Origin of the sequence: Pseudomonas sp. Pseusp97, assembly GCF_047304025.1 — a bacterium.
Taxonomy (GTDB): Bacteria; Pseudomonadota; Gammaproteobacteria; order Pseudomonadales; family Pseudomonadaceae; genus Pseudomonas.
Genome location: NZ_JBGLYK010000008.1, coordinates 44,033 through 66,807 on the forward strand (window position 1 = coordinate 44,033; position 22,775 = coordinate 66,807).

Sequence of the window (22,775 nt, forward strand, 5' to 3'; positions counted from 1 at the left end):
TGTTTGGTGCAAAAACAGGATTCCAAACATCGATTAAATCGATCTATCCCGTGCGGCCCAGCGCCTATCGGCTTCGGCGAAGGCTTCGTCGCGCTGCAATCCCAGGGCGCGCAGGGCGAGTGCCATGGTTGCGCGGACTGCCAGTTCACCGTACTCGTCCTCGGCTTCGCCGCGCCAGAAGGCGGCCAGTTGAGCCGGGTCCAGCGTTTCCGGCTTCACATGGCGCAGCGGCGACAGCGCCGGCCATTCCTCGTCCCAGGCTTCACCGTCGCGGCAGCCGTAAAGGTGCGAGGTGGCATCGGGGTTCATCTCGATCTCGCCGCCTTCGCCCTTGATGACGATGGCGTAGTCGCCGAGCAGGCGGCTGCCCTCGCGATGCACTTCCTGATAGCCGGGGTGGAAGATGCTCTGCAGGACGCAAGTAGCACCCAGCGGGTTGAGCAGGCGCACGGCCGAGTGCATGGGGGAGCGCAGGCCCAGGGTGTTGCGCAGGTCGATCATGCGCTGCAGGCGCGGCATCCAGTCGACCAGCGGGGCAAAGGCTATGCCTTGGGTATCCAGCGCTTCACGGACCGAATTCCAGTCGCGACACAACGGCAGGCCCAACTGCTCCAACAGCTGTTCGGTGAAGACGCGGCCCGCAGTATGTGCGCCGCCGCCGTGCAGCAGGATGCGGGTGCCGCTGCCGCCAAGACACTTGGCCGCGAGCAGGTACCAGGGCAGGTGGCGCTTCTTGCCGGCATAACTGGGCCAGTCGAGATCCACGGCAATTTTCGGTGCCTGCAGGCGCTGGCGTACGGCCTCGGTGAAGCCGGCCAGCTCCTCGGCGCTTTCCTCCTTGTGTCGCAGCAGCATCAGGAAAGCGCCCAGCTGGGCTTCCTCGACCTTGTCGTCGAGGATCATGCCGAGGGCTTCGCGGGCTTCCTCGCGGGTCAGGCCGCGGGCGCCGCGCTTGCCTTTGCCCAGGATGCGGACGAACTGGGCGAAGGGGTGTTCGGCGGGAGTCTGCAGGACGAGTGGGGAGGCGGTCATAGGCAATTGGTCGGCTTCGGCAGGCCGGCGAGCTTGGCGGCAAGCTTGGCCGGTGTGCCCTTGAACAGGAGGTTGAGGTGCAGGCTGCTGCCCTTTTCCGCGCCCAGCTTCTGGGCGACGTACTTGATCAGTGGGCGGTTGGCCGGCGAGAGCTGAAATTCGCCGTAGAACTCGCGCAGCAACAGGAGGATTTCCCAGTGCTCGGGCGTCAGGTGAATACCCTCATTGTGCGCCAGGGACTCGGCCGCGGCATCGCTCCAGTCTTCGAGGTTGAGGAGATAGCCGTCCTTGTCCAGCGCCAAGGCTTGGCCGTTGACCAGTAGGGTGCTCATAGCCAGGCGTTCACCTTGTCGAAACGGGTGCAGAGTTCGACGAAGCCAGGGTAGTCCACGGCAACCACGCGCGCCGGCACATCGTCCAGGCCGCGGGCCTGCAGGTCTTCGAGCAGGGCGAAGAGCGGGTTGGCTGCGGGCATCAGCTCCAGGGCCTGGCAGGGGGCGGTGCCGTCGCGCAGTGCATAGACGGCGTCGCCGGTCAGCAGCAGGCCGTCGTCGGGGCCGAGCAGGTGCAGGCAGCTGGCGAGCCGGCCGTCATTGAAGGGGGAGTGCGAGAGCAGGTGGAGAGTAGTCATCAGATCGTGATCACCTGATCGTGGTTTTGCAGCAGGTCGCGTAGTGCGGCATCGTCCAGCGCTTGGGCGGGCAGGGTCAGGCTGGTGCCGTCCAGCCCGCGTTCGGCAAGGCTGCGGCTGCTGGTATAGAGCGCTTCCACGCCGAACAGTGGCAATGCTTGCAGATTGGCCTGCAGGTCCTTCTGTTCGACCGTGCCGGGGCGTTGGTCCGGCGCCAACTGGAAAACGCCGTCATCGAGGAAAAGCATCGAGACCGGCAGATCGAAGGCACCGCCCGCCAGGGCGATATCCAGGGCCTCACGGGCGCCGGGGCCGGCCCAGGGCGCCTGGCGGCTGATGATCAACAGGGACTTGGCCATCAGTTGCCTCCGAAGCAGACCAAACGGTCCGCCAGTTGCGCTGCTTCATGCAGCTGGCCCAGGCCGGAAAGGTCCCAGGGTGCCTGCAGGTTTGCGGCGGGGCGCGAATAACGGTTGGCTTCCTCGCTGTTCAGCACGCCACGGCGCAGCGCGGCGGCGATGCAGACCACGCCGTCCAACCGGTGATCGGCGACAAAGCGTGTCCAGGCAGCGGCGACATCCAGTTCGTCCTGGCTGGCGACGGCGTTCGCCGAAGCGCTGTGCACGCCATCCTGGTAGAAGAACAGCCGGCTGATTTCATGCCCACCGGCCAGCGCAGCTTCGGCAAAGCGCAGTGCGCGTCGGGCTGCCGGCGAGTGCGGCGGGGAGAAGAGGGCGATGACGAACTTCATGGAGCGGGTCCGATCGGAGAATTTTCGCTGGATGATACGGCGCAATACAGATATTTGCCGCGCCGAAAATGAAAAAAGCCCGTCGAGACGGGCTTTTTCCTGAGGGCGAGGGTCAGTCGTCGCTGCCCATGATGCCGAAGAGCTGCAGCAGGCTGATGAACAGGTTGTAGATCGAGACGTACAGGCTGATGGTGGCCATGATGTAGTTGCGCTCGCCACCGTGGATGATCGCGCTGGTCTGGAACAGGATCATCGCCGAGGAGAACAGCACGAAGCCCGCGCTGACAGCCAGTTGCAGGCCGCTGATCTGGAAGAACATCGACACCAGCACGGCGCCCAGCAGCACGAAGAAGCCCGCGGTGATGAAGCCGGACAGGAAGCTCATGTCCTTGCGGGTGGTCAGCACGTAGGCGGACAGGCCGAAGAACACCAGGGCAGTCATGAAGAAGGCCGAGGAAATCACGCTCGCGCCGTTGGTCATGCCCAGGTACATGTTGAGGATCGGGCCAAGGGTGTAGCCCATGAAGCCAGTGAGGGCGAAGGTGCTGACCAGGCCCCAGCCGCTGTTGCGCAGCTTCACGGTGAGGAAGAACAGGCCGTAGAAGCCCAGCAGGGTAACGATCGGCCCTAGGTAGGGCAGGCGCAGCTGCTGCGAGGCGAAGGCCACCAGGCCGCTGAAGGCCAGGGTCAGGGCCAGCAGGCCGTAGGTATTGCGCAGGACGCCGCTGACCTCTTTCTGCTCCACGGCTGTGGAGTCGAGATATTGCCGTTCTTGCATGTCGAGACACTCCTGTTAAGCGGGATACGGATCCATGACCGTAGTGGCGATCATCATAACAGAGGGAAAAGCGCGCTGAATCATCAGAGTTTGACAGTGTGTTGCGATCCGGTAATATTGCCGCCCGCTCATGTGGAAGCGTGGCCGAGTGGTTTAAGGCAACGGTCTTGAAAACCGTCGACGGGCAACTGTCCTAGAGTTCGAATCTCTACGCTTCCGCCACTATTACAACGCTGAAAGCCCCGCACTGCGGGGCTTTCGCGTTTCTGGCGATGAAAGTCGCTTGTTCGGTTTACTTCCAATAACGCATCGCGTTCACGACGATTGCGTTCCACAAGTTGAACAACGTCAGAAAACCCCGTCATCCCGATAGATGATTCTGTAGGACGTCGGTCCGCTCAGTTAAACTTCAAGTACCACCCTCCGGAAAATCCTGAATGAACCAAGTCGAAGATCTCGAACGGCAGATGCGCGAAGCGCTGGGCGTTGCGCCGAAAAAGGCGAAAACCACTCGGGAAGCCAGTAATCCCATGCGGGGCTATCTGATAGTGCTTAGCGTGCGCGGCGAGAGCGGACCTGCCTTTCGCTTCGAGCATCGATCGCGTTCGCTGAGCCGCACCGAGGCAATACTGGAAGCGGAGAAGGCCGCGCGCACCGCGGGCTACAAGCCGTGGGCCCTGCTGGATGCCGTCGAAGCCTGAGGTCCATTGACAAGGAGTCAGGCTGTGGCGGGGGTATTGGCTATCTGTGGCGTTCTGCTGAGCGGTATTGCCTGGCTGGCCTTGCGCAAGGCGCGCCGCGCCGATAGCACCCAGCAGAACGACAATTCCCACTACGATTCGGCCGGCTTGTTCGGCTCGGTCGCCAGTAATGATTCGCTCCGAGTGGGTGACTACGGCAGCGATTGCGGCAGTGCCGATACCGACGCCGGGGGTGGATGCGACTCTGGCGGAGGAGACTGAGCGCGCCGGGCACATCGATCGCCTTGCATGCCGTCTCCTCATTGACGTCGGTCCCAGTGGCATGGAATTCCCGGTACGGCCGTCCTAGACGGGCTGGCAGCCATCTGTCAGCATTTGACGCGCCTGCGCTGCGTTTCTCTGGCGCTTGCATTTTGGCGAGCCGCTTCCAAGCTAGGTCGTAAGGGCGCTTTCTGTTAAGGTTCGGCAATTGTTCGGAGTCTCTTTTCGGGGCTCGCCATTCCATTCTGTTCGAGGGGTGCTGCGTGATTAAGGTGCTGGTGGTCGACGATCACGATCTGGTGCGCACCGGAATTACCCGCATGCTGGCTGATATCGACGGCCTGCAGGTCGTCGGGCAGGCTGACTCCGGCGAGCGAGGCCTGCAGCTGGCGCGCGAGCTGAAGCCCGATGTCGTGCTCATGGACGTGAAGATGCCCGGTATCGGTGGCCTCGAAGCGACCCGCAAGCTCCTGCGCAGCCAACCTGACGTACGTGTCGTGGTGGTGACGGTTTGCGAGGAGGACCCGTTCCCGACCCGCCTGATGCAGGCCGGCGCGGCTGGTTATCTGACCAAGGGCGCGGCCCTGGACGAGATGGTCCAGGCGATTCGTCAGGTGTTTGCCGGCCAGCGTTATATCAGCCCGCAGATCGCCCAGAACCTCGCGCTGAAATCCTTCGAGCCGGAGCGCAATGCGTCGCCCTTCGATACCCTGTCCGAGCGCGAAATCCAGATCGCGCTGATGATTGCCAACTGCCACAAGGTGCAGAGCATCTCGGACAAGCTGTGCCTCTCGCCCAAGACCGTGAATACCTACCGCTACCGTATCTTCGAGAAACTCTCGATCACCAGTGACGTCGAGCTGGCGTTGCTGGCTGTCCGGCACGGCATGGTCGACGCCAGCAACTGATCATGGTGCAGCAGTTCGATTCGGCGGCTTTCCTGGCCACCTGCAGCGGGCGGCCGGGCGTTTATCGGATGTTCGACGCCGAGGCCAAGCTGCTTTATGTCGGCAAGGCGAAGGACCTCAAGAAGCGCCTTTCCAGCTACTTCCGCAAATCTGGCCTCGCGCCCAAGACTGCCGCGCTGGTAGCGAAGATCGCCCAGGTCGAAACCACCATTACCGCCAACGAGACCGAGGCGCTGTTGCTCGAGCAGACGCTGATCAAGGAATGGCGGCCGCCTTACAACATCCTGCTGCGCGACGATAAGTCCTATCCCTACGTGTTCCTGTCGAGCGAGGACTCGTTCCCGCGCCTGACCATCCACCGGGGCGCAAAGAAGGCGAAAGGGCGTTATTTCGGCCCCTACCCGAGCGCCGGCGCCATTCGCGAAAGCCTCGCCCTGCTGCAGAAGGCCTTCTTCGTGCGCCAGTGCGAGGACAGCTACTACCGAAACCGCATGCGCCCCTGCCTGCAATACCAGATCAAACGCTGCAAGGCTCCTTGTGTCGGGCTGGTGAGCGAGGAGGAGTACGCCGAAGACGTGCGCCACTCGATCATGTTCCTCGAAGGGCGCAGCAATGTGCTGGCGGAGGAGTTGTCCACCAGCATGGAGCAGGCGGCGATGCGCCTGGACTTCGAGAAGGCAGCGGAGCTGCGCGACCAGGTGCAGATCCTGCGGCGCGTTCAGGATCAGCAGAGCATGGAATTCGGTACTGGGAACGTCGACGTGGTGGCGGCTATCGTCACTCCCGGCGGCGCCTGTGTGCACCTGATCAGCGTACGCGGCGGCCGGGTGCTGGGCAGCAAGAACTTCTTCCCGCAGGTGGCGATCGAGGAGGAGGTGGGCGATGTGCTGCTGGCCTTCCTCGGGCAGTACTACCTCAGCCATCACGAGCGCGATCTGCCTAGCGAACTCATCGTCAACGCCGTGCATGAGGACTTCCCGATCCTCGCGTCGGCCATCGAGGAGTCCCGTGGCCGCCTGCTGGAGATCACTCCGCGAGTGCGGGGCACTCGTGCACGCTGGCAGCAGTTGGCAGTGACCAATGCTGAACAGGCGCTCGCAGCCCGGCTTGCGAATCGCCAGCACATGGCGGCACGCTTCGACGCGCTCGGCGAGGCTCTGGACCTGCCCGAGCCGCCGCAGCGGCTCGAGTGCTTCGACATCAGTCATTCCAGCGGCGAGGCGACGGTGGCTTCCTCCGTGGTCTTCGGTCCCGAGGGGGCTTTGAAGTCGGACTATCGCCGCTTCAATATCGAAGGCATCACGGGCGGGGATGATTATGCCGCCATGCACCAGGCGCTGACCCGCCGCTTCAGTCGTTTGAAGGAAGGCGAGGGCAAGATGCCCGACATCCTCCTGGTCGACGGCGGCAAGGGGCAGTTGGCAATGGCGCAGGAGGTGCTTCAGGAGCTGGCGGTCGTCGGGCTGACGCTGCTCGGCGTGGCCAAGGGCGTCACCCGCAAGCCTGGCCTGGAGACGCTCTACCTCAATGACGCCGAGCACGAATTCACCTTGCCCGCCGACTCGCCTGCGCTGCACCTGATCCAGCAGATCCGCGACGAGGCCCACCGCTTCGCGATCACCGGCCACCGTGCACGGCGAGGCAAGGCGCGACGTACCTCGACACTCGAGGACGTTGCCGGTGTGGGACCCAAGCGCCGGCGCGAATTGCTCAAGCATTTCGGTGGGTTGCAGGAACTGGGTCGAGCCAGTATCGATGAAATCGCCAAAGCCCCCGGTATCAGCAAAAAGCTGGCAGAGCAGATTTATGCTGCACTGCACAGCGAGTAGAATGCCGGCTCAACTCGCAGACCTTCCGACCCGATGAATATCCCGAACCTGCTCACACTGCTCCGCGTTCTGCTCATTCCGATCTTCATCCTGCTGTTCTATCTCCCGTTCCCGGCCAGCCACCTGGCCGCCAGTGCGGTATTCGCGCTGGCCGCCGCCACCGATTGGCTGGACGGATATCTCGCGCGCAGGCTCGGGCAGAGCACACCCTTTGGTGCCTTCCTCGATCCGGTGGCGGACAAGTTGATGGTCGCCACCGCCTTGGTGCTGCTGGTGGAGGAGCATGCGAACCTGTGGCTGACCCTGCCGGCCGCCATCATCATCGGACGCGAAATCGTCGTTTCCGCGCTGCGAGAGTGGATGGCGGAAATCGGGGCGAGGGCGCACGTAGCCGTTTCCAGCCTGGGCAAATGGAAGACCGCGGCGCAGATGCTGGCGCTGGTGATTCTTCTGGCCAATCCGCCGCTGATGACCTTCTGGGTGCTGGTCGGTTATGCGCTGCTGATCGTGGCGGCGGTCCTGACCCTGTGGTCGATGCTGCACTATCTAGTGGCCGCCTGGCCGCACCTGAACACTACCCCGAAAGAGAAATAAGTATTTTTGAATCAAGGAGTTGACAGGCATTTCCAAATCGTTAGAATGGCGCCCGTCAACACGACAACGCGGGAATAGCTCAGTTGGTAGAGCACGACCTTGCCAAGGTCGGGGTCGCGAGTTCGAGTCTCGTTTCCCGCTCCAGATTTTGATGATTCTCCTTGAGTCATCCGTGTCATGGCTGAGTAGCAGAGTGGTTATGCACCGGATTGCAAATCCGTGAACGCCGGTTCGATTCCGACCTCAGCCTCCAATAGAAAAGCCCTGTAAATCGAAGATTTACAGGGCTTTTTCTTTAATAGCCCTCTGCTGGGATTGCGAGTTTCAACAACTTGCGCTGAGGGAATAGGGCTGTATATAGTCCACCCCTTTCCGGACTCCAGAGTCCGGCGCCGCTGCAAAGCGCTACCGCCCGAATGGCGAAATCGGTAGACGCAGGAGACTTAAAATCTCTCGCCCTTTGGGTGTGCCGGTTCGAGTCCGGCTTCGGGCACCAACTTCAAGAGCAATGGCTGCCAGCCATTGCGTCCCGTCTCCCTCTGATCCTTATACTCCAAGGCGGACGGAATCTAGTCATCTCCCTCTGCCTCTCCACTGGCGCGAGTCAAACGACTTCAGGTCGCCCTTGGCAAAGCCCGTTGGAGATGCGGAATGCGCGAGCATGATACTGTCTTGATGATTTCTTGCAGGCTGAGGGTATGAGTGCCGCATATTGCATGATCGTGAGGCGCATGCCGTTCCTGCATGGCGAGCGACGTATATTCTTGCCAGCGAACTCTATACAGCCTAAGGTTTCAACCGGTTCTGTATTGCCTTTGATACGAGGCGAACCTCGTGTGCGAAAGGGTGGCTATCCGAAGGCGGATGTTCCGGAATCAATTCGATAGCCTTTATAGAAAAAACTTAGGATTTTCAAAGCGATGCAGTCTTTTTCCTGGGAAGGTGAAGATGTTCTTGCACGAAAAATCCTCATCGATGTATTCGGTATGACGCGCGGCCGATACCTCGATATAGGGGCCCACCACCCATATAACCTCAGTAATACTGCCCTTCTTTACTCTGAAGGCTGGCGAGGCATAAACATAGATGCGATGCCGGGGAGTATGGAGGAGTTCAGGCTTCATAGGCCGGACGATGTCAACATTGAGTCGCCAGTCGCTGCCGCTCCTGGAGTTCTGCGCTTCACGGTTTTCAACGATCCCGGGTTGAATGGATTTGTGGATGACCGACAGGTAGAGGCTCACAAGCTGCGAGGCATTGAGGTCGTTGATCAGTTCGAACTGCAGTGCAAGACGGTGGAGTCGCTGCTTGATGAGCATCGCATCTCAAGCATTGACCTGATGTCCATCGATGTCGAGGGTTTGGACGGGGAGATTCTCGCAACCTTCCCATTTCACAGGGTCAGGCCAAAACTTATAATCACCGAGGTTCTGGCTTGTCATTCTGCGTCAGATGTGAAGCGCACGCCATCGCATAAGGTGCTCCGCCGGAAAGGCTATATGCTTTTTTCTCGGCTTCACATGTCCTGCATATATATCGATCGTACGGCGTATTGCTCGCGCATCGCCTCGCGGGAGCGTCCTGTCTACGCCGCATCCTGGCTGAGTTGGATGTGGGTGAAACTGAAGATAAAGATGGGCTTTATAGCAAGCTATTAATGCGGAATTTTTGCGAGTCTGGTGGTTCGTGTATCCGCTGATACAAAAAGCCTATCTGCCTATGCCCGTTGCTCCTGACAGTAAGTGCATTCGACCTGCTCGAGATCGCATGGGTTACAAATAGCCAGGTCTGCGTGGAGGCGGCAAGAAATAAAAACCCGGCCATCGCCGGGTTTTTTATTGCTCGTCTTCAGGCCTGGATATTGGCCATCGAGCGCAATTTGGCGCCGGCCTTGACGATTCGGCGCTGACGCAGCGGCCCGGCGGCTTCATAGAAGTTCTGCAGCGGCACTTCTTCCTTGAAGTGATCGGCATCGCGCTCCTGCAGCGGGCCATATTCGGTTGCCAGATCACGTCGGATGCGGCTCACGAGGCTCGTCAGCAATTCCTCACTGCGTTGCTCTTCCAGGCGCACCACGCGACAGGCGATATGCTCGTCCGCATTCTTGCTCAGCGTCATGATCAGATTGCCGTCGGGGCGAGCGGTAAAGCTCACGTCAAAATCAGCAAAGACCTGGCAGAGATATTGGGCGGCAGGCAGACGGTCGATTGGCATGGTGTCGTCCTCGGCAGTGAAAGGGGGATTCCTTCCCGTTCATTGCAGAGTGCATGCCAGTTCGATAAAAAATATTATTTATTTAAAATCAAGTACTTGCAGACGCATGCCGCTGCGCTTGCATTGCTTCTTGCATGATCCTCGCCAGAGGGCATGGCAATTTGCACGAGTGCCTTCAGCGCGGGAGAGGATGGTGCCGTGAGGCGGATGACTTTTCTTTTGCACGCGGATTCTGCAGACGGGCCCGCCGCATCGGTACACGGAGGATGGCCCAAAGCGTAACCACCGCCAGCAGGACCCAGCCAAGAATCATGAGCGTGACGAACGTGCCTGGATTCATATCGATATCCTCACCCCTCCTTCAGGGTAGTCCACCGCCACGGGGACGATGTCCTATCGGTTGAGCGGTATTTGCCTGCGGAGGTTCCGTTGAATGTCTTGCCGACCTGGCGGGCTTCTGCTATCTGTATGCATATACAGTATATGGAGGCCGGCCATGCAACAAGCCAGCAGTGACACCCCGGGCGCTGGTCGTTTCAGCTTGAAGAACGCTGACACGCCGCTACATACCTACATAGTCCGCGCACATGGCGAAGGCATGACGGCGGCTGGCATCCATGATCGCGATCTGTTGCTGGTCGATCGCTCGGAGCTCGCCGCGCCTGGGGAAATCGTGGTGGCGGCGCTCAACGGAGAAACCCTCATCCGCCGACTGGCTATCGTCGATGGCTCATTTGCGCTGCAGGCGGCCAGCGAGGGCTTCCCGCTACTGAAAGTGGAGGAGGGTGACGAGCTCTCGATCTGGGGTGTCGTGCGTCAACGCCTGTCAGGTGCCGAGGTCGTTTCGCCCGCTGGCGCATAGGCTTCAAGGTCGTCATCAGCTGACGCCTGCAAGTTTTCGAACTTAACCTGGCTCGTGCCGGTCACATGGGGTTGCCACCGGTTTGGCAGCGCTTTTCGCAGAATCGTGCAGCTTGCAATCCGGGGCATTGTAAGGCGGGCGCAGCCTGATTAGACTGCGCGCAACTCGCACCCCTGTCCCTCTCGAAGGACTCCCATGATCAAGAAATGTCTGTTCCCTGCCGCCGGCTACGGCACCCGCTTCCTCCCGGCCACCAAGGCCATGCCCAAGGAAATGCTGCCGGTGGTGAACAAGCCGCTGATCCAGTATGCCGTTGAAGAGGCGCTGGAGGCCGGTCTCGGCGAAATCGGTATCGTCACTGGCCGTGGCAAGCGCTCCCTCGAAGACCACTTCGATATCAGCTATGAGCTCGAGCACCAGATTCGCAACACCGACAAGGAAAAGTACCTGGTCGGTATTCGTCGCCTGATCGACGAGTGCACCTTCTCCTATACCCGCCAGGTCGAAATGAAAGGCCTGGGCCATGCCATCCTGACCGGCCGCCCGCTGATCGGCGACGAGCCCTTTGCCGTCGTGCTGGCGGACGACCTGTGCCTGAACCTCGAAGGCGACAGCGTCCTGAAGCAGATGGTCAAGCTGTACAACCAGTTCCGCTGCTCCATCGTGGCGATCCAGGAAGTGCCGCCGGAAGAGACCAACAAGTACGGCGTGATCGCTGGCGAGATGATCCGCGACGACATCTACCGCGTGAACACCATGGTCGAGAAGCCTAAGCCCGAAGATGCTCCGTCGAATCTGGCGATCATCGGCCGCTACATCCTGACTCCGGATATCTTCGACCTGATCGAGCAGACCGAGCCGGGCAAGGGGGGTGAGATCCAGATCACCGACGCCCTGATGAAGCAGGCCCAGGACGGTTGCGTGCTGGCGTACAAGTTCAAGGGCAAGCGTTTCGACTGCGGTAGCGCCGAGGGTTACATCGAGGCGACCAACTTCTGCTACGAAAACCTCTACAAGACTGGCAAGGCCTGGTAATTCCAGACCTTTGCGTTTCTGGAAAAAGCCACCTTCGGGTGGCTTTTTCGTTCCTGGGCTTACAGGGAGCGTGGGATTGGCATGGCCTCCGAGCCAGGCCCCAGTGGCTGCCCGTAGCTGAACTCGACGTAGTTGCCGGCAGGGTCGCGCAGGCCGCAGTAATAGCCCACTGGATAATCGTCCTTGCGTGGCGCCCAGATCAGGCAGCCTGCAGTTTCGGCCTCCCTGGCGATGCGATCGACCTCCGCGACGCTGTCCACGGCAAAGCCGAAATGGCTGTAGTCATCGCTGGCGAGGTGGCGCTCCTGCCCACCCGGCATGATGACGAAGATGAAGCTGTGTTCCTTGCCCGGCTCCGCCATCCAGACGATGCGCGAGCCCTTGCCTTCGCGTTCGTGGATGATGCGCATGCCGCAGAATCGCTCGTAGAAGGCGACACTGGCTTGCAGGTCGGGTACGTGCAGGGCCAGGTGGGTCAAGGTCGGGCGCATGGCAATACCTCCTTCGGGACCGTCAGTTGGCAGGATAGGTCAGGCGCCATGCGGTATGCTGCCCGTCATATCCAAGCGGAGAATCATGATGTCTTTCGATTTTGACCTGTTCGTCATCGGTGCGGGTTCCGGCGGTGTGCGTGCCGCGCGCTTCGCCGCAGGCTTTGGCGCCAAGGTGGCCGTTGCGGAAAGCCGCTACCTGGGTGGCACCTGCGTCAACGTCGGTTGCGTGCCGAAGAAGCTGCTGGTGTACGGCGCGCACTTCCATGAGGACTTCGAGCAGGCGGCGGGATTCGGCTGGACTCTGGGCGAAGCGAAGTTCGATTGGTCGACCCTGATCGCCAACAAGAACCGCGAAATCCACCGGCTCAATGGCATCTACCGCAACCTGCTGGTCAACAGCGGCGTCACGCTGCTCGAGGGGCATGCCAAGCTGCGCGATGCACACACTGTGGAAGTCGATGGGCAGCGCTTCAGCGCCCGCCACATCCTCATCGCCACCGGCGGTTGGCCGCAGGTACCGGACATTCCCGGCAAGGAACATGCGATCACGTCCAACGAGGCCTTCTTCCTCGAGTCGCTGCCGCGCCGGGTGCTGGTGGTCGGCGGTGGCTACATCGCGGTGGAGTTCGCCGGCATCTTCCACGGATTGGGGGCACAAACCTCGCTGCTGTATCGCCAGGACCTGTTCCTGCGGGGCTTTGACCGCAGCGTGCGCGAGCACCTGCGCGATGAGTTGACCAGGAAGGGGCTGGACCTGCAGTTCAACAGCGACATAGCGCGCATCGACAAGCAGGCCGATGGCACGCTGGCGGCCACCCTCAAGGATGGTCGTGTGCTGGAGGCGGATTGCGTGTTTTACGCCACGGGGCGCCGTCCACAGCTGGACAACCTGGGCCTGGAAAACGTCTCCGTGCAGTTGGATGATCGCGGCTACGTCAAGGTGGACGAGGCTTATGGCACGAGCGAGCCGTCGATCCATGCCATCGGCGATGTGATCGGCCGTGTGCAGCTGACCCCCGTGGCGCTGGCCGAGGGCATGGCCCTGGCGCGCAAGCTGTTCCGCCCCGAAGAGTATCGCCCGGTGGACTACAAGCTGATTCCCACGGCGGTGTTCAGCTTGCCGAATATCGGCACCGTTGGCCTCACCGAGGACGAAGCGCGCAGCGCCGGGCACAAGGTGAAGCTCTTCGAGAGCCGCTTCCGGCCGATGAAACTGACCCTCACCGACAGCCAGGAAAGGACCCTGATGAAGCTGATCGTCGATGCGGACAATGACAAGGTGCTGGGCTGCCATATGGTCGGGCCCGATGCCGGGGAAATGCTCCAGGGCATCGCCATTGCGCTCAAGGCCGGGGCGACCAAGCGGGTGTTCGATGAAACCATCGGCATTCACCCGACTGCCGCGGAGGAGTTCGTCACCATGCGCACGCCGGTCGGCGCCTGACGTCGAGGGTGGAAACAAAAAGCCGGTGCAGATGCACCGGCTTTTTTCTGGGCGTCATTCACGCAGGAGCGATCGTCAGTTACTGCGCTCCAGCGAGGCGTGGCCGTCTTCCTGGCGCTGTGCATAGCGCTGGGCGAGCACGGCGCAGACCATCAGCTGGATCTGGTGGAACAGCATGAGCGGCAGCAGGATCACGCCGACCGTGCTGCTGGCGAACAGCACCGAAGCCATGGGCACGCCGGTGGCGAGGCTCTTCTTCGAGCCGCAGAAGACGATGGTGATGCGGTCTTCCAGGGAGAAGCCCAGGTAGCGGCCGAGCAGGTTGGTGGCAATCAGCGCCAGGGCCAGCAGTACGCAGCAGGCGACTACCAGTCCGGCCAGGGCCGGCAGCGGGATCTGGTGCCAGAGCCCCTGGATCACGGCGGCACTGAAGGCGGTGTAGACCACCAGGAGAATCGAGCCCTGGTCGACGTACTTCAGAACCGGCTTGTTGCGCTCGACCCAGGCGCCGATCCAGGTGCGCAGCAGCTGGCCGGCAACGAAGGGCACCAGCAGTTGCAGGGTGATCTTGCCGATGGCATCGAGCGTTGACATGCCGGTGTCGCCGTGCGCGCCAATCAACAGTTGCACCAGCAGTGGGGTGAGGAAGACGCCCATCAGGCTGGACGCCGAGGCGCTGCAGATTGCTGCTGGCACGTTACCGCGCGCCAGGGAGGTAAAGGCGATGGACGACTGAACTGTGGCGGGCAGGGCGCAGAGATAGAGCATGCCCAGGTACAGGTCCGGGGTCACCAGCGGCGACAGTGCAGGCTTGAGCGCCACGCCGAGAATCGGGAAGAGAATGAAGGTGCAGGCGAACACCAGCAGGTGCAGGCGCCAGTGGGTAGCGCCGGCGATGATGGCCTGGCGCGACAGCTTCGCACCGTGGAGGAAGAACAGCAGCGCGATGCCCAGGTTGGTGATCCAGCCGAAGATCACGGCGGCGGTGCCTTCGCAAGGCAGCAGGCTGGCAACGGTCACGGTGGCGATCAGCGCCAGGGTGAAGTTGTCGGGAAGCAGGCGTGGGCGAGCCATGGGCACATCTCTCATCGTTGTTGGGTGTGAAAGACCACTGCGGTCAGGTTCGCACTCTAAGCCCGGGAGGATGTGCCGGCTAACGCCAGAAAGTCAGCTTATGTCGCTGAAAGGACAGTTTCCATTCCCTGCACGTATAGATCGACGGAGCACACGCTGACCATGCCGCGCATGCGCCGGGCAATCACCTCGGCGCGGTAGCGCGGCAGGGTGTTCACCCGCAGGGCGATGTCCAGCCAATCTTCCCGGCGCGATGACTCGACCTCGACCGGTACGTGGCCCTGCAGTGCGAACTGGTTGAGCAGACGGCAAAGGACGTCGGCATCGATCTCGGCGCGGATCAGATAGCGCACATCGGCGGCCACCTCGGTGGGAACCGGGCGGTCCTGTTGGTCCAGGGGGAAATCAACGAGGCTGAGAGCGGGAAGCGTCATGACGGCGGGCCGGTGCAGGGGAAGTGAGGTCTATTCTGCAGATCGGCAAGTGGATTTTTTTGCCTCATTTTGGTCGCCTGCGGAATATTTGTGCATTAATGATTCGTTATTTTTCGTATTTGGGGGCATTTATGCCTGTTTCACTGGATGCACATGATCGCAGGATCCTGGCTCTGCTGCAGGAGGAAGCGACGCTTTCCACGGCGGAGATCGCCGAGCGTATCGGCTTGTCCCAGTCACCCTGCTGGCGGCGGATTCAGCGACTGAAGGACGAGGGGGTGATCCGCAAGCAGGTAACCCTGCTGGATCGAAAGAAGATCGGGCTGAACACCCAGATATTCGCCCAGGTGAAGCTCAACGCCCATGGGCGCAATCACCTGACGGATTTTGCCCAGGCCATGCAGGAGTTTCCCGAGGTGCTGGAGTGCCACGTGCTCATGGGGGCCGTGGACTTCATGCTGCGTATCGTCACCGAGGATGTGGAAGCGTATGAGCGCTTCTTCTTCGAGCGGCTGTCCCAGGTGCCGGGCGTGCAGGAGATCAACTCCATCGTGGCGCTCTCCGAGATCAAGTCCACCACCACGCTGCCGCTGCCGCGCGGCTGAAGGGCGCCGGGGAGGCCGGCGCCCGGGGCGATCAGACGCCGCCCAGGTAATCCATCTTGCCCACTTCCACGCCGTTGTGGCGAAGGATGTCGTAGGCCGTGGTGATGTGGAAATAGAAGTTCGGGTTGACGAAGCCCAGGAGGAAGTCCGAACCCTTGAAGCTGACTTCGCGGGTGCGCAGTTTCAGCTCGATGGTGCGGTCCTCGGCGCCTTCGAACTGCTCCGCCTTCAGGGACCTGAGGAACTCGACGGTCCTGGCGATGCGCGCCTGCAGCTCGTCGAAGGTGGTTTCGTCATCCGCGTAGCTCGGCACCTCGACGCCAGCCAGGCGTGCAGCGGCGCCCTTGGCTGAGTCGGAGGCGATCTGCACCTGGCGCGCCAGGGCGAACATGTCCGGGGCGAGGCGGGCGTTGATCAGGACGGAAGGGTCGATGGACTTGGTCTGAGCATGCTCGGCGGCCTTGGCGAGAATCGCCGAAAGGTTGCCGAGCATGCGGATGAACACGGGAACCGAAGCCTGGTAGATCGAGAAGGACATGCTGCGTACTCCAGACAGATATAAGGTGGGGCTCGTCGCGCTGGACGGCTGACGGAGTCTACTGCGGGCACTGATGCCTGTCGCCAGGCTTCAGCGCCGTGCCACCTTGGGCGCCGGGCAGCGGTCGGTCTCGATCGGGCCGACATAAGGATTGCCCCAGCCCATCACGCAGCCAACCATCTGGTTGCGCTGGCGCTCCCAGGCCTCTACCGGGTACTGCTTGCTCCAGGCGCTGAACAGCTGGCGGTCCTGCCTGGAGAGTTTCAGGCCGTAGCGGTCGCTCATGTAGAAGTAGGTGCGGGCGATCATGCCGCGGATCTGCGGCCGGGGCATGGCCTTGCGCGCCTTGAAGTCCACCACCATCGGGCAGGCGCCGTACTGCGACGGCTTCTGCTGCAGCCAGCCGAAGCTGTAGTTGGCCCGATCGCCGTTCACCTCGCCGATGCTCGGCACCAGATTATGCAGGTCGGCCTCGGCCTTCTGGTACACCCGATCGTTGCGCGTGCAGTTCTTGCGTCCGCCGCTCTGCCAGCACTGGCGCTGGTGGCCGATCACCCAGGCGGGGACTATGTGTTCCCATTCGATGCGCGCGGCCCGCTCGGCACTCTTGCGCGGGGTGTAGCCGCAGCTCTTCAGATCGACCTTGGTGCCGTTGTAGCGGCAGCCGCAGTAGAACTCCACTGACTGGCGGGCATACAGCTTGCGCCCGACCTTCTTGGCTTCTTCGAAGGTGCGTGGGGCGGCGGCGAAGGCAACGGCGGGAAGGGTGAGGATCAGCAGCAGGGTCAGGCAGCGTCCGAACATGAGGCGTTCCTTACGAATGTCGCTGCATCTTACTGATTGAGAAAGAAATGCCAATCGTGGCAATGGAGTGGCAAGGGGCGATTCGCCAGGCTGCGAACGGTAGTTGAGCCCCCGTGACATTGGCCACTGGGAGCGCTTCGCAACAAGGCGATTTTATCTCCCGTAAAGGTTTAGAATAATTATATATCTTATTGTTTTTAAAGAAATATTTCTCCTATAGAAAACATCAAGTACTGCCGCTAACCATTTGATTCAGCCTGGAATGCGATGGCCAATCAGAGGTAGAAGCACCAGGCGACAACTGAGGCAATCCTTTTTTCAAGAATCAGAATTAGCTATAAACCCTAACTATATGATTTATATCGATTGTTATTGGTTTGTTCATGCCCCTGCACTTAGCGGCAAGTCTTGGTAAGCTGGAGCCTTATCATCACTTGGGAGATCGCCATGATCGGTCTCAGAAGCCTGGCGGCCATCGCCGTTTGCACCCTGGCGTTGCCGGCCTTCGCACAGAAGTTCTCCGGGCAGGAAGTCCAGCCGCAGTACCAACCGCGCTACCAGACCCAGCCGCAATGGCAGCAATCGCCGCCAGCGATCCAGCGCATCTACGTCAGCCCGGGCGCGAATGGCAGCGTCGGCACTTCGTCGAACTGGCAGACCTACGATGGCTACGGCGGCACGCAGGTACCGCGCGGCTACGGCGAGACGCGTTCGGGCACAGTGATCATCGACCAAGGTAGCGGAGGCATCCGCCAGAGCATCGAGTACCCCAACGGCGCGGTCTATCCGCGCGGCAATGGCTATTACCAGCAGCAGTAGGCAGGATCAGTCGATCAGGTCGTCACGGGTCAGGCGGGACTTGCGCAGGCCCCCGTGGCTGTAGAACAGCCCGGTGTCGCCGCGCCAGTGGAAGAGTGTGGCGAGAAACGCGGAGCTGACCCGGCCCACATCCCAACTGCGGAGTTTGCGGTAGGCCCAGAGCCAGCTGTCATCAGAGGAAGCGTCGCGCATGGAATCGTCCTTGATTCGGCAAGCGGGAAAAGTGCATGGGACATTAGTGCGCCGGGTGGGCCTTCGCAAGTCGCTGCTCCCGCAACGGCGACCTGCGAAAAGGCCCGCGCCTTCAGGCGGTGCTGAGCGCCTTCGATTCCTCGACGTACTCCTTCAGCCAGCGCAGGACTTCCACGGCGTCCCAGCGGCTGGGATCGAACATGGCGTAGGCCTGGCCCTGGTAGCCCACGACATCCAGCGGACGGTGATAGCCGGCGCGCTGCATGAGGGCTTCGATTTCGGCAAAGCAGACGTTGAAGTGGGTTCGGCTGAAAGGCGTCTTGCCTTCTGTGACCAACCCCTCCAGCAGCAGTTCCGACACGGCCTCGCTGACTTCCTCGATAGCCATGTGGTTCACGGTGTATTTCAGCTGATGGATGCTCACCATCGCTTGCTCCTCAATGGGATTCTGGCCCATGCCCTGTGATACGAGGTTGGTCGACGTAGCCAATGGACTGTGGCCTTTCGTCGAGGTTTAAAAAATTTTCGCAAAATACTGTATGCATGAACAGTATTTTCTCCTAGTATCCCTCTCGCGGTCTGACAGAAACTCTGAAGTGCCCGTCGCCACTGGCCTGGCGGGCACTCGTCGAAGAACAGGAGCGATGGCGATGCTGCAGAAACTGATGCTTTGCGCAGGTGTGGCGATGCTGGCGGGTTGTGCCCAGCCCCAGGCGGATATCCCGCGTGCCAATGGCGCCTACCTCATCATCGAGGGCAAGGAGGCCTGGGCCGTGCTGGTGGCCGACGGCAAGCGCATCGAAGAGCGTGGCACTGTACGTGACGCCATCCGCCTGCCGAAGGAGCGTTCGACGATCGCCGCCAGCTACGTGATCGACACGCCCAACTGCGGGCGCCTGCAGTGGCTGACCGAAGGCGAGGGTGACTCCACCGTCCGGCTGTCTTCCAGGGGCGCAACGGACGACCTGTCGGGCTGCCGGATCAGTGATGGGCTCAGCCGGGTCTGGACGGCGCTGGATTATTCGAGCTGAGCACCGGTCTCCACATGGCGATCCCGACAAAATGTTTCCGCTGCTCCTCTCTTCACATTTTTTTCACACCCAGGGGCAGAGGATGAAAACCAGCTAAGGGATTAGCTCCCCATCGAAAAGCCCGCTTGAATGCGGGCTTTTTATTGCCTGTCGACCAAGGTCGGCTCGCCTGCCCGACGCTGCGCGGCTAAGGTGAAGTCCACGGAAAGGGCGGAGATAGAGATGCAGCGGGTACTAGCCGAACGACTTTGGACAGCCCTGGGCGGCCCGGCCGAACGCCTGAGCCACCTGGCCTTTCGCAGTGAAGGCTCACTGCCTTCGGCGTTCTTCGTCACCGAACTGGCGGCCGCCAGTATCGCCAGCGCCGGCCTGGCGCTGGGGGAATGGCTGGAACCGGAATCGGCGGCCGCGACCTCGATGGTCGTGGATCGCCGGCTGGCTTCTTTCTGGTTCTCCAGCTCCTTGCGCGCCCAGGGCTGGACACCGCCCGAGCTGTGGGACGCCATCGCCGGCAACTACCGCACCCGTGACGGCTGGATCCGCCTGCACACCAATGCGCCGCATCACCGCGCCGCCGCCCTGCGCGTGCTCGGGACCGAGAATGATCGTGATCGGGTCGCAGCCGCCGTGGCGCACTGGGACGCGGGCGAGCTGGAACTGGCGATTGTGAAGGAAGGCGGTTGTGCAGCCGAGATGCGCGGCTGGGATGCCTGGAAACAGCACCCGCAAGGCATCGCCGTTGCTCGCGAGCCGCTGGTATTGCGTGATCTCCAGCTGGTGTCCGCGCCTTCCCTGGATATCGAGATCGACCGCGAGCGCCCACTGGCCGGCTTGCGTGTGCTGGACCTGACCCGGGTACTGGCCGGGCCCGTCGCCACCCGCTTCCTCGCCGGATTCGGCGCCGAGGTCCTGCGCATCGACCCGCCGGACTGGGATGAGCCCGGCGTGGTGCCGGAAGTCACCCTGGGCAAGCATTGCGCGCGACTGGACCTGCGCCACCCCGCGGGCCGGGAGCGCTTCCAGGCGCTACTCGCCAATGCCGATGTACTGGTCCATGGCTATCGCGCCGATGCCCTGGAGCGACTCGGATTTGGTGCCGACGTGCGCCGGACCATCGCACCAGGATTGGTGGACGTCAGCCTGAACGCCTATGGCTGGTCCGGCCCGTGGAGCGAAAGGCGCGGCTTCGACAGTCTGGTGCAGATGAGCAGCGGCATCGCCGAGGCGGGACGTGTCTGGCGTGGCGAAGACAAACCTGTCCCGCTGCCGGTGCAGGCGCTCGATCACGCGACCGGCTACCTGCTCGCCGCCGCCGCGCTGCGTGGATTGGCCGAACGCCGGCGTAGCGGCCGCGGTAGTCGTTGGCGGCTGTCGCTCGCGCGAACGGCGCAATGCCTGCTGGATGCGGGGGTATCGTCGGTGGGCTCGCTGGATCTCGCGGCCGAGTCCGCCCCCGATCTGGCGCCGGGCATCGAGACTACGCCCTGGGGGCACGCGCGACGCTTGCGGCCGCCGCTACAGGTCGCGGGCTCGCCGCTCTACTGGGAGTTGCCGGCTGGCGAGCTGGGCTCGGCGCCGGCAGCCTGGCAGCCGGTCAGCCTCGAATGACCTGGAACGCCTCGCCCGTGGCGAAAAAGGCGCCGCCGGCCTGGTAGTGGATGGTGCGCAATTCGTCGCTGGGGAAGTGCCAGCGGCCATTGGAGAAGGCACGCTCATCGGCGTAGGCGCAGACCACCTCGGCGATGAACAGGTCGTACTTCTCCTGGTTGTGCGGCTCGCTGATGACCTTGCATTCCAGGTAGGCCACGCAGTCGTCGACGATGGGCGCTGCAACCTGCTTCGCCCGCGAAGTACGGATATCCAGCTGTTCGAACTTGTTGCCTTCGCCGCCGTTGCTCGAACCCACCGCCAGGGTCAGTTCGGCCTGCTGGCGCGTCGGCAGCTGGATGACGAAGGCGCCCGAGCCTTCCACCAGATGACGCGACCAGGTGTTGCGGTCGAGCACCAGCATCAGCTTCGGCGGATCGAAGTCCAGCGGCATGACCCAGGCGGCGGCCATGACGTTGGCAACGCCTTGGTGCTCGCTGGTGACGATGGTGCTCGGGCCATGGTTGAGCAGCAGGTAGGCCTTGTTCAGCGGCACGTCTTTCAGGTGGTTCATTCAGTGGTCCTCAGGGCCGGATCAGAGCAGCAGGCCATCCACCGGCCTGAGCGGTTCGGGCAGTTCGGTCTCGCCGAGGATTTCCAGCACGGCGATTTCCAGGTTGCGGCTCATGGCGTCCAGCGGCAGGTCGTTGGGTTGGGTATCGAACGGGTCGGCGATCTGGTCGCCCAGGGCATCCAGGCCGAAGAAGGTGTAGGCCAGCACGCACACCGCCAGCGGGGTGAACCAGCCGATGCTGTCCACCAGGCAGAAGGGCAGCAGGAAGCAGTAGACGTGCACGATGCGGTGCAGCATCAGGATGTAGGGATAGGGGATCGGCGTGTTGCGGATGCGTTCGCAGCCGCCCAGCACGTAGGACAGCCGGGTCATCTGCTGGTCGATGGCGGCCAGGGTGATGTCGCTGGCGCCGCTGGCGCGTGCACGCTCGGCGAAGCGCTGGCCGAGATTGGCGAGCAGCACGTTGGTCGGGCTGCGGCTGGCGGCGAGGGCGGTGGCTTCCTCACCCATCAGCCGACGCACGTCTTCGCTTTGCGCGGTACCGCGCAGTTGGTCGCGCAGGGTGTAGGTAAAGGCGATCAACGGGTTGCCCAGTTGCCGACGGCCTTCGCTGTCCAGCTCCGGCAGCAGCGAACGGGTCTGCCGCGCCAGGTTGCGGGTGACGATCAGCAGCTCGCCCCAGAGCGTGCGCGCCTCCCAGAAGCGCTGGTAGGCGACGTTGTTGCGAAAGCCGAGGAAGATCGCCAGCGTCAGGCCCCAGAGGGTGAAGGGCGTCGAGGTGATGACCACCTTGTAGTGGTAGAGCGTGCCGTGGGTGGCGACCACCAGCGAGCTGAGCAGCACCGTGTAGAGCACCTTGCGCCAGATGGCCGGGATGATCGACCCCTTGAGGGAGAACAGCAGGACCCAGAGTGTCGGGGTTTGCGGGCGCAGGATCATCGGGCGGCATCCGGTGGGGCGGAGCGCGCATGATAGCCGAGATAGGTGGGTTGCTGCGTGCCTGAACGGGCCGCCCTTGTAGGAGCGAGCTTGCTCGCGAACAGTCCTGCTGCGAGGAGGTTCGCGAGCAGGCTCGCTCCTACGAAGAGCGAATTTTCAATCCTGCTGATACAGCTTCACGATGGCCGAGAAGTCCAGCTGGCCGTTGCCCTGGTTGCTGAAGGTCTGGAACAGCTGCTGGGCCAGCGCGCCGAGCAGGACCGGCTGGCGCACCTGGCGCGCGGCCTCGCTGGCAAGGCCGAGGTCCTTGAGCATCAGGTCGGTGCCGAAACCGCCACTGTAACCGCGCGCCGCCGGGGCGCCGGTGAGCGGGTTGTTCACCTCCGAGCTCCAGCAGCGGCCGCTGGAGGTGTTGATGATGCCGGCCAGTACCTCTGCGTCCATGCCCAGCTTCACTCCCAGGGACATGGCTTCCGCCACGCCGATCATGGAGATGCCCAGCAGCAGGTTGTTCGCCACCTTGGCCACCTGGCCGTTGCCGGCGCCGCCGCAGTGCACGATGTTCTTGCCCATGGCGGCGAGCACCGGGCGGGCGCGCTCGAAGTCGGCCTGCTCGCCGCCGACCATGAAGGTCAGGGTGCCGG

At 62.2% G+C, this 22,775-nt stretch carries 29 protein-coding genes and 4 tRNA genes; 16 read left to right on the forward strand and 17 right to left on the reverse strand.

The annotated features are described in order from the left end of the window. Positions 1-33 precede the first annotated feature (33 nt). The 6 genes from ACCC94_RS03265 to ACCC94_RS03290 form a co-directional block, all read right to left on the reverse strand. Entirely contained in the window at positions 34-1,032 is a 999-nt protein-coding gene (locus ACCC94_RS03265; RefSeq protein ID WP_413348012.1) for a glycosyl transferase family protein, read from the reverse strand. Further along, entirely contained in the window at positions 1,029-1,364 is a 336-nt protein-coding gene (locus ACCC94_RS03270; protein WP_413348013.1) for a TusE/DsrC/DsvC family sulfur relay protein, read from the reverse strand. The genes ACCC94_RS03265 and ACCC94_RS03270 overlap by 4 nt, the downstream gene beginning before the upstream one ends. Further along, positions 1,361-1,666 (reverse strand): sulfurtransferase complex subunit TusB, encoded by a 306-nt coding sequence (gene tusB / locus ACCC94_RS03275; protein ID WP_413348036.1) that lies wholly within the window; start codon positions 1,664-1,666, stop codon positions 1,361-1,363. The genes ACCC94_RS03270 and tusB overlap by 4 nt, the downstream gene beginning before the upstream one ends. Then, positions 1,663-2,022 (reverse strand): sulfurtransferase complex subunit TusC, encoded by a 360-nt coding sequence (gene tusC, locus ACCC94_RS03280; protein WP_413348014.1) that lies wholly within the window; start codon positions 2,020-2,022, stop codon positions 1,663-1,665. The genes tusB and tusC overlap by 4 nt, the downstream gene beginning before the upstream one ends. Continuing rightward, complete coding sequence (gene tusD, locus ACCC94_RS03285; RefSeq protein ID WP_413348015.1) at positions 2,022-2,414, reverse strand: sulfurtransferase complex subunit TusD; 393 nt, start codon at positions 2,412-2,414, stop codon at positions 2,022-2,024. Before tusD ends, tusC begins: the two co-directional genes overlap by 1 nt. 112 nt (positions 2,415-2,526) lie before the next feature. After that, positions 2,527-3,192, reverse strand: coding sequence for a Bax inhibitor-1/YccA family protein (locus ACCC94_RS03290; RefSeq protein ID WP_413348016.1), 666 nt, complete (start codon positions 3,190-3,192; stop codon positions 2,527-2,529). Positions 3,193-3,326: 134 nt separating this feature from the next. Here ACCC94_RS03290 and ACCC94_RS03295 point away from each other — a divergent pair. From ACCC94_RS03295 to ACCC94_RS03335, 9 genes are all read left to right on the forward strand, one after another. Next, positions 3,327-3,414, forward strand: a tRNA-Ser gene (locus tag ACCC94_RS03295). A gap of 215 nt (positions 3,415-3,629) precedes the next feature. Continuing rightward, positions 3,630-3,893 carry a hypothetical protein gene (locus tag ACCC94_RS03300; RefSeq protein WP_413348017.1) on the forward strand — a complete coding sequence of 88 codons (264 nt, stop codon included), beginning with the start codon at positions 3,630-3,632 and terminating at the stop codon, positions 3,891-3,893. A 524-nt stretch (positions 3,894-4,417) separates the two neighbouring features. Continuing rightward, positions 4,418-5,062, forward strand: a complete 645-nt coding sequence (gene uvrY / locus ACCC94_RS03305) for a UvrY/SirA/GacA family response regulator transcription factor (RefSeq protein ID WP_017517075.1) — start codon at positions 4,418-4,420, stop codon at positions 5,060-5,062. A gap of 2 nt (positions 5,063-5,064) precedes the next feature. Further along, entirely contained in the window at positions 5,065-6,891 is a 1,827-nt protein-coding gene (uvrC, locus tag ACCC94_RS03310; RefSeq protein WP_413348018.1) for an excinuclease ABC subunit UvrC, read from the forward strand. A gap of 33 nt (positions 6,892-6,924) precedes the next feature. After that, positions 6,925-7,485, forward strand: a complete 561-nt coding sequence (pgsA, locus tag ACCC94_RS03315; protein ID WP_413348019.1) for a CDP-diacylglycerol--glycerol-3-phosphate 3-phosphatidyltransferase — start codon at positions 6,925-6,927, stop codon at positions 7,483-7,485. Positions 7,486-7,553: 68 nt separating this feature from the next. Continuing rightward, positions 7,554-7,629, forward strand: a tRNA-Gly gene (locus tag ACCC94_RS03320). Between the two features lie 35 nt (positions 7,630-7,664). Further along, a tRNA-Cys gene (locus ACCC94_RS03325) sits at positions 7,665-7,738 on the forward strand. A gap of 157 nt (positions 7,739-7,895) precedes the next feature. Beyond that, positions 7,896-7,981: transfer RNA gene (locus ACCC94_RS03330), tRNA-Leu, on the forward strand. Positions 7,982-8,471: 490 nt separating this feature from the next. After that, positions 8,472-9,143 (forward strand): FkbM family methyltransferase, encoded by a 672-nt coding sequence (locus tag ACCC94_RS03335; protein ID WP_413348037.1) that lies wholly within the window; start codon positions 8,472-8,474, stop codon positions 9,141-9,143. Between the two features lie 190 nt (positions 9,144-9,333). On the opposite strand, the gene ACCC94_RS03340 is transcribed toward ACCC94_RS03335, so the two are convergent. Continuing rightward, positions 9,334-9,699: a DUF3509 domain-containing protein gene (locus ACCC94_RS03340; protein ID WP_413348020.1), complete on the reverse strand. Its 366-nt coding sequence runs from the start codon at positions 9,697-9,699 to the stop codon at positions 9,334-9,336. Positions 9,700-10,195: 496 nt separating this feature from the next. Between ACCC94_RS03340 and ACCC94_RS03345 the strand changes: the two genes are divergently transcribed. Further along, positions 10,196-10,561, forward strand: coding sequence for a LexA family protein (locus ACCC94_RS03345; protein WP_413348021.1), 366 nt, complete (start codon positions 10,196-10,198; stop codon positions 10,559-10,561). Between the two features lie 195 nt (positions 10,562-10,756). Further along, complete coding sequence (gene galU, locus ACCC94_RS03350; protein WP_138215537.1) at positions 10,757-11,596, forward strand: UTP--glucose-1-phosphate uridylyltransferase GalU; 840 nt, start codon at positions 10,757-10,759, stop codon at positions 11,594-11,596. Between the two features lie 59 nt (positions 11,597-11,655). Here galU and ACCC94_RS03355 read toward each other — a convergent pair whose 3' ends face one another. Next, positions 11,656-12,087 carry a VOC family protein gene (locus ACCC94_RS03355; RefSeq protein WP_413348022.1) on the reverse strand — a complete coding sequence of 144 codons (432 nt, stop codon included), beginning with the start codon at positions 12,085-12,087 and terminating at the stop codon, positions 11,656-11,658. Positions 12,088-12,175: 88 nt separating this feature from the next. On the opposite strand from ACCC94_RS03355, the gene gorA reads away from it, so the two are divergent. Next, positions 12,176-13,534 (forward strand): glutathione-disulfide reductase, encoded by a 1,359-nt coding sequence (gene gorA, locus ACCC94_RS03360; protein WP_413348023.1) that lies wholly within the window; start codon positions 12,176-12,178, stop codon positions 13,532-13,534. Between the two features lie 75 nt (positions 13,535-13,609). Here the strand turns inward: gorA and ACCC94_RS03365 are convergent, their stop codons facing one another. Then, positions 13,610-14,608 (reverse strand): bile acid:sodium symporter family protein, encoded by a 999-nt coding sequence (locus ACCC94_RS03365; RefSeq protein WP_413348024.1) that lies wholly within the window; start codon positions 14,606-14,608, stop codon positions 13,610-13,612. 98 nt (positions 14,609-14,706) lie between these two features. Then, positions 14,707-15,042, reverse strand: a complete 336-nt coding sequence (locus tag ACCC94_RS03370) for a hypothetical protein (RefSeq protein WP_413348025.1) — start codon at positions 15,040-15,042, stop codon at positions 14,707-14,709. A 131-nt stretch (positions 15,043-15,173) separates the two neighbouring features. Between ACCC94_RS03370 and ACCC94_RS03375 the strand changes: the two genes are divergently transcribed. Next, the gene (locus tag ACCC94_RS03375; RefSeq protein WP_413348038.1) at positions 15,174-15,647 is read left to right on the forward strand and encodes an Lrp/AsnC family transcriptional regulator; all 474 of its coding nucleotides are present in this window, start codon (positions 15,174-15,176) and stop codon (positions 15,645-15,647) included. Between the two features lie 31 nt (positions 15,648-15,678). Here the strand turns inward: ACCC94_RS03375 and ACCC94_RS03380 are convergent, their stop codons facing one another. Both ACCC94_RS03380 and ACCC94_RS03385 read right to left on the reverse strand, forming a co-directional pair. Continuing rightward, complete coding sequence (locus ACCC94_RS03380; RefSeq protein ID WP_413348026.1) at positions 15,679-16,185, reverse strand: DUF1993 domain-containing protein; 507 nt, start codon at positions 16,183-16,185, stop codon at positions 15,679-15,681. A gap of 90 nt (positions 16,186-16,275) precedes the next feature. Next, positions 16,276-16,989 carry an endonuclease gene (locus ACCC94_RS03385; RefSeq protein WP_413348027.1) on the reverse strand — a complete coding sequence of 238 codons (714 nt, stop codon included), beginning with the start codon at positions 16,987-16,989 and terminating at the stop codon, positions 16,276-16,278. Positions 16,990-17,436: 447 nt separating this feature from the next. On the opposite strand from ACCC94_RS03385, the gene ACCC94_RS03390 reads away from it, so the two are divergent. Then, positions 17,437-17,808, forward strand: coding sequence for a hypothetical protein (locus ACCC94_RS03390; RefSeq protein WP_413348028.1), 372 nt, complete (start codon positions 17,437-17,439; stop codon positions 17,806-17,808). Positions 17,809-17,814: 6 nt separating this feature from the next. Here ACCC94_RS03390 and ACCC94_RS03395 read toward each other — a convergent pair whose 3' ends face one another. Together ACCC94_RS03395 and ACCC94_RS03400 are read right to left on the reverse strand one after the other, a co-directional pair. Then, a complete protein-coding gene (locus ACCC94_RS03395) occupies positions 17,815-18,000 on the reverse strand; it encodes a hypothetical protein (RefSeq protein ID WP_413348029.1) in 186 nt (61 codons plus the stop codon). A gap of 112 nt (positions 18,001-18,112) precedes the next feature. After that, positions 18,113-18,427 (reverse strand): transcriptional regulator, encoded by a 315-nt coding sequence (locus ACCC94_RS03400; protein WP_138524921.1) that lies wholly within the window; start codon positions 18,425-18,427, stop codon positions 18,113-18,115. 223 nt (positions 18,428-18,650) lie between these two features. On the opposite strand from ACCC94_RS03400, the gene ACCC94_RS03405 reads away from it, so the two are divergent. Both ACCC94_RS03405 and ACCC94_RS03410 read left to right on the forward strand, forming a co-directional pair. Beyond that, positions 18,651-19,031: a hypothetical protein gene (locus ACCC94_RS03405; RefSeq protein WP_413348030.1), complete on the forward strand. Its 381-nt coding sequence runs from the start codon at positions 18,651-18,653 to the stop codon at positions 19,029-19,031. A gap of 222 nt (positions 19,032-19,253) precedes the next feature. Continuing rightward, the gene (locus tag ACCC94_RS03410) at positions 19,254-20,639 is read left to right on the forward strand and encodes a CoA transferase (protein ID WP_413348031.1); all 1,386 of its coding nucleotides are present in this window, start codon (positions 19,254-19,256) and stop codon (positions 20,637-20,639) included. Here ACCC94_RS03410 and ACCC94_RS03415 read toward each other — a convergent pair. The 3 genes from ACCC94_RS03415 to ACCC94_RS03425 form a co-directional block, all read right to left on the reverse strand. After that, positions 20,626-21,192, reverse strand: a complete 567-nt coding sequence (locus ACCC94_RS03415) for a flavin reductase family protein (protein WP_413348032.1) — start codon at positions 21,190-21,192, stop codon at positions 20,626-20,628. The genes ACCC94_RS03410 and ACCC94_RS03415 overlap by 14 nt on opposite strands. A 21-nt stretch (positions 21,193-21,213) precedes the next feature. Continuing rightward, positions 21,214-22,131 carry a bestrophin family protein gene (locus tag ACCC94_RS03420; RefSeq protein ID WP_413348033.1) on the reverse strand — a complete coding sequence of 306 codons (918 nt, stop codon included), beginning with the start codon at positions 22,129-22,131 and terminating at the stop codon, positions 21,214-21,216. 156 nt (positions 22,132-22,287) lie between these two features. Then, positions 22,288-22,775, reverse strand: a 488-nt coding sequence (locus ACCC94_RS03425; protein ID WP_413348034.1) for an NAD-binding protein, incomplete at its 5' end; no start/stop codon positions are given.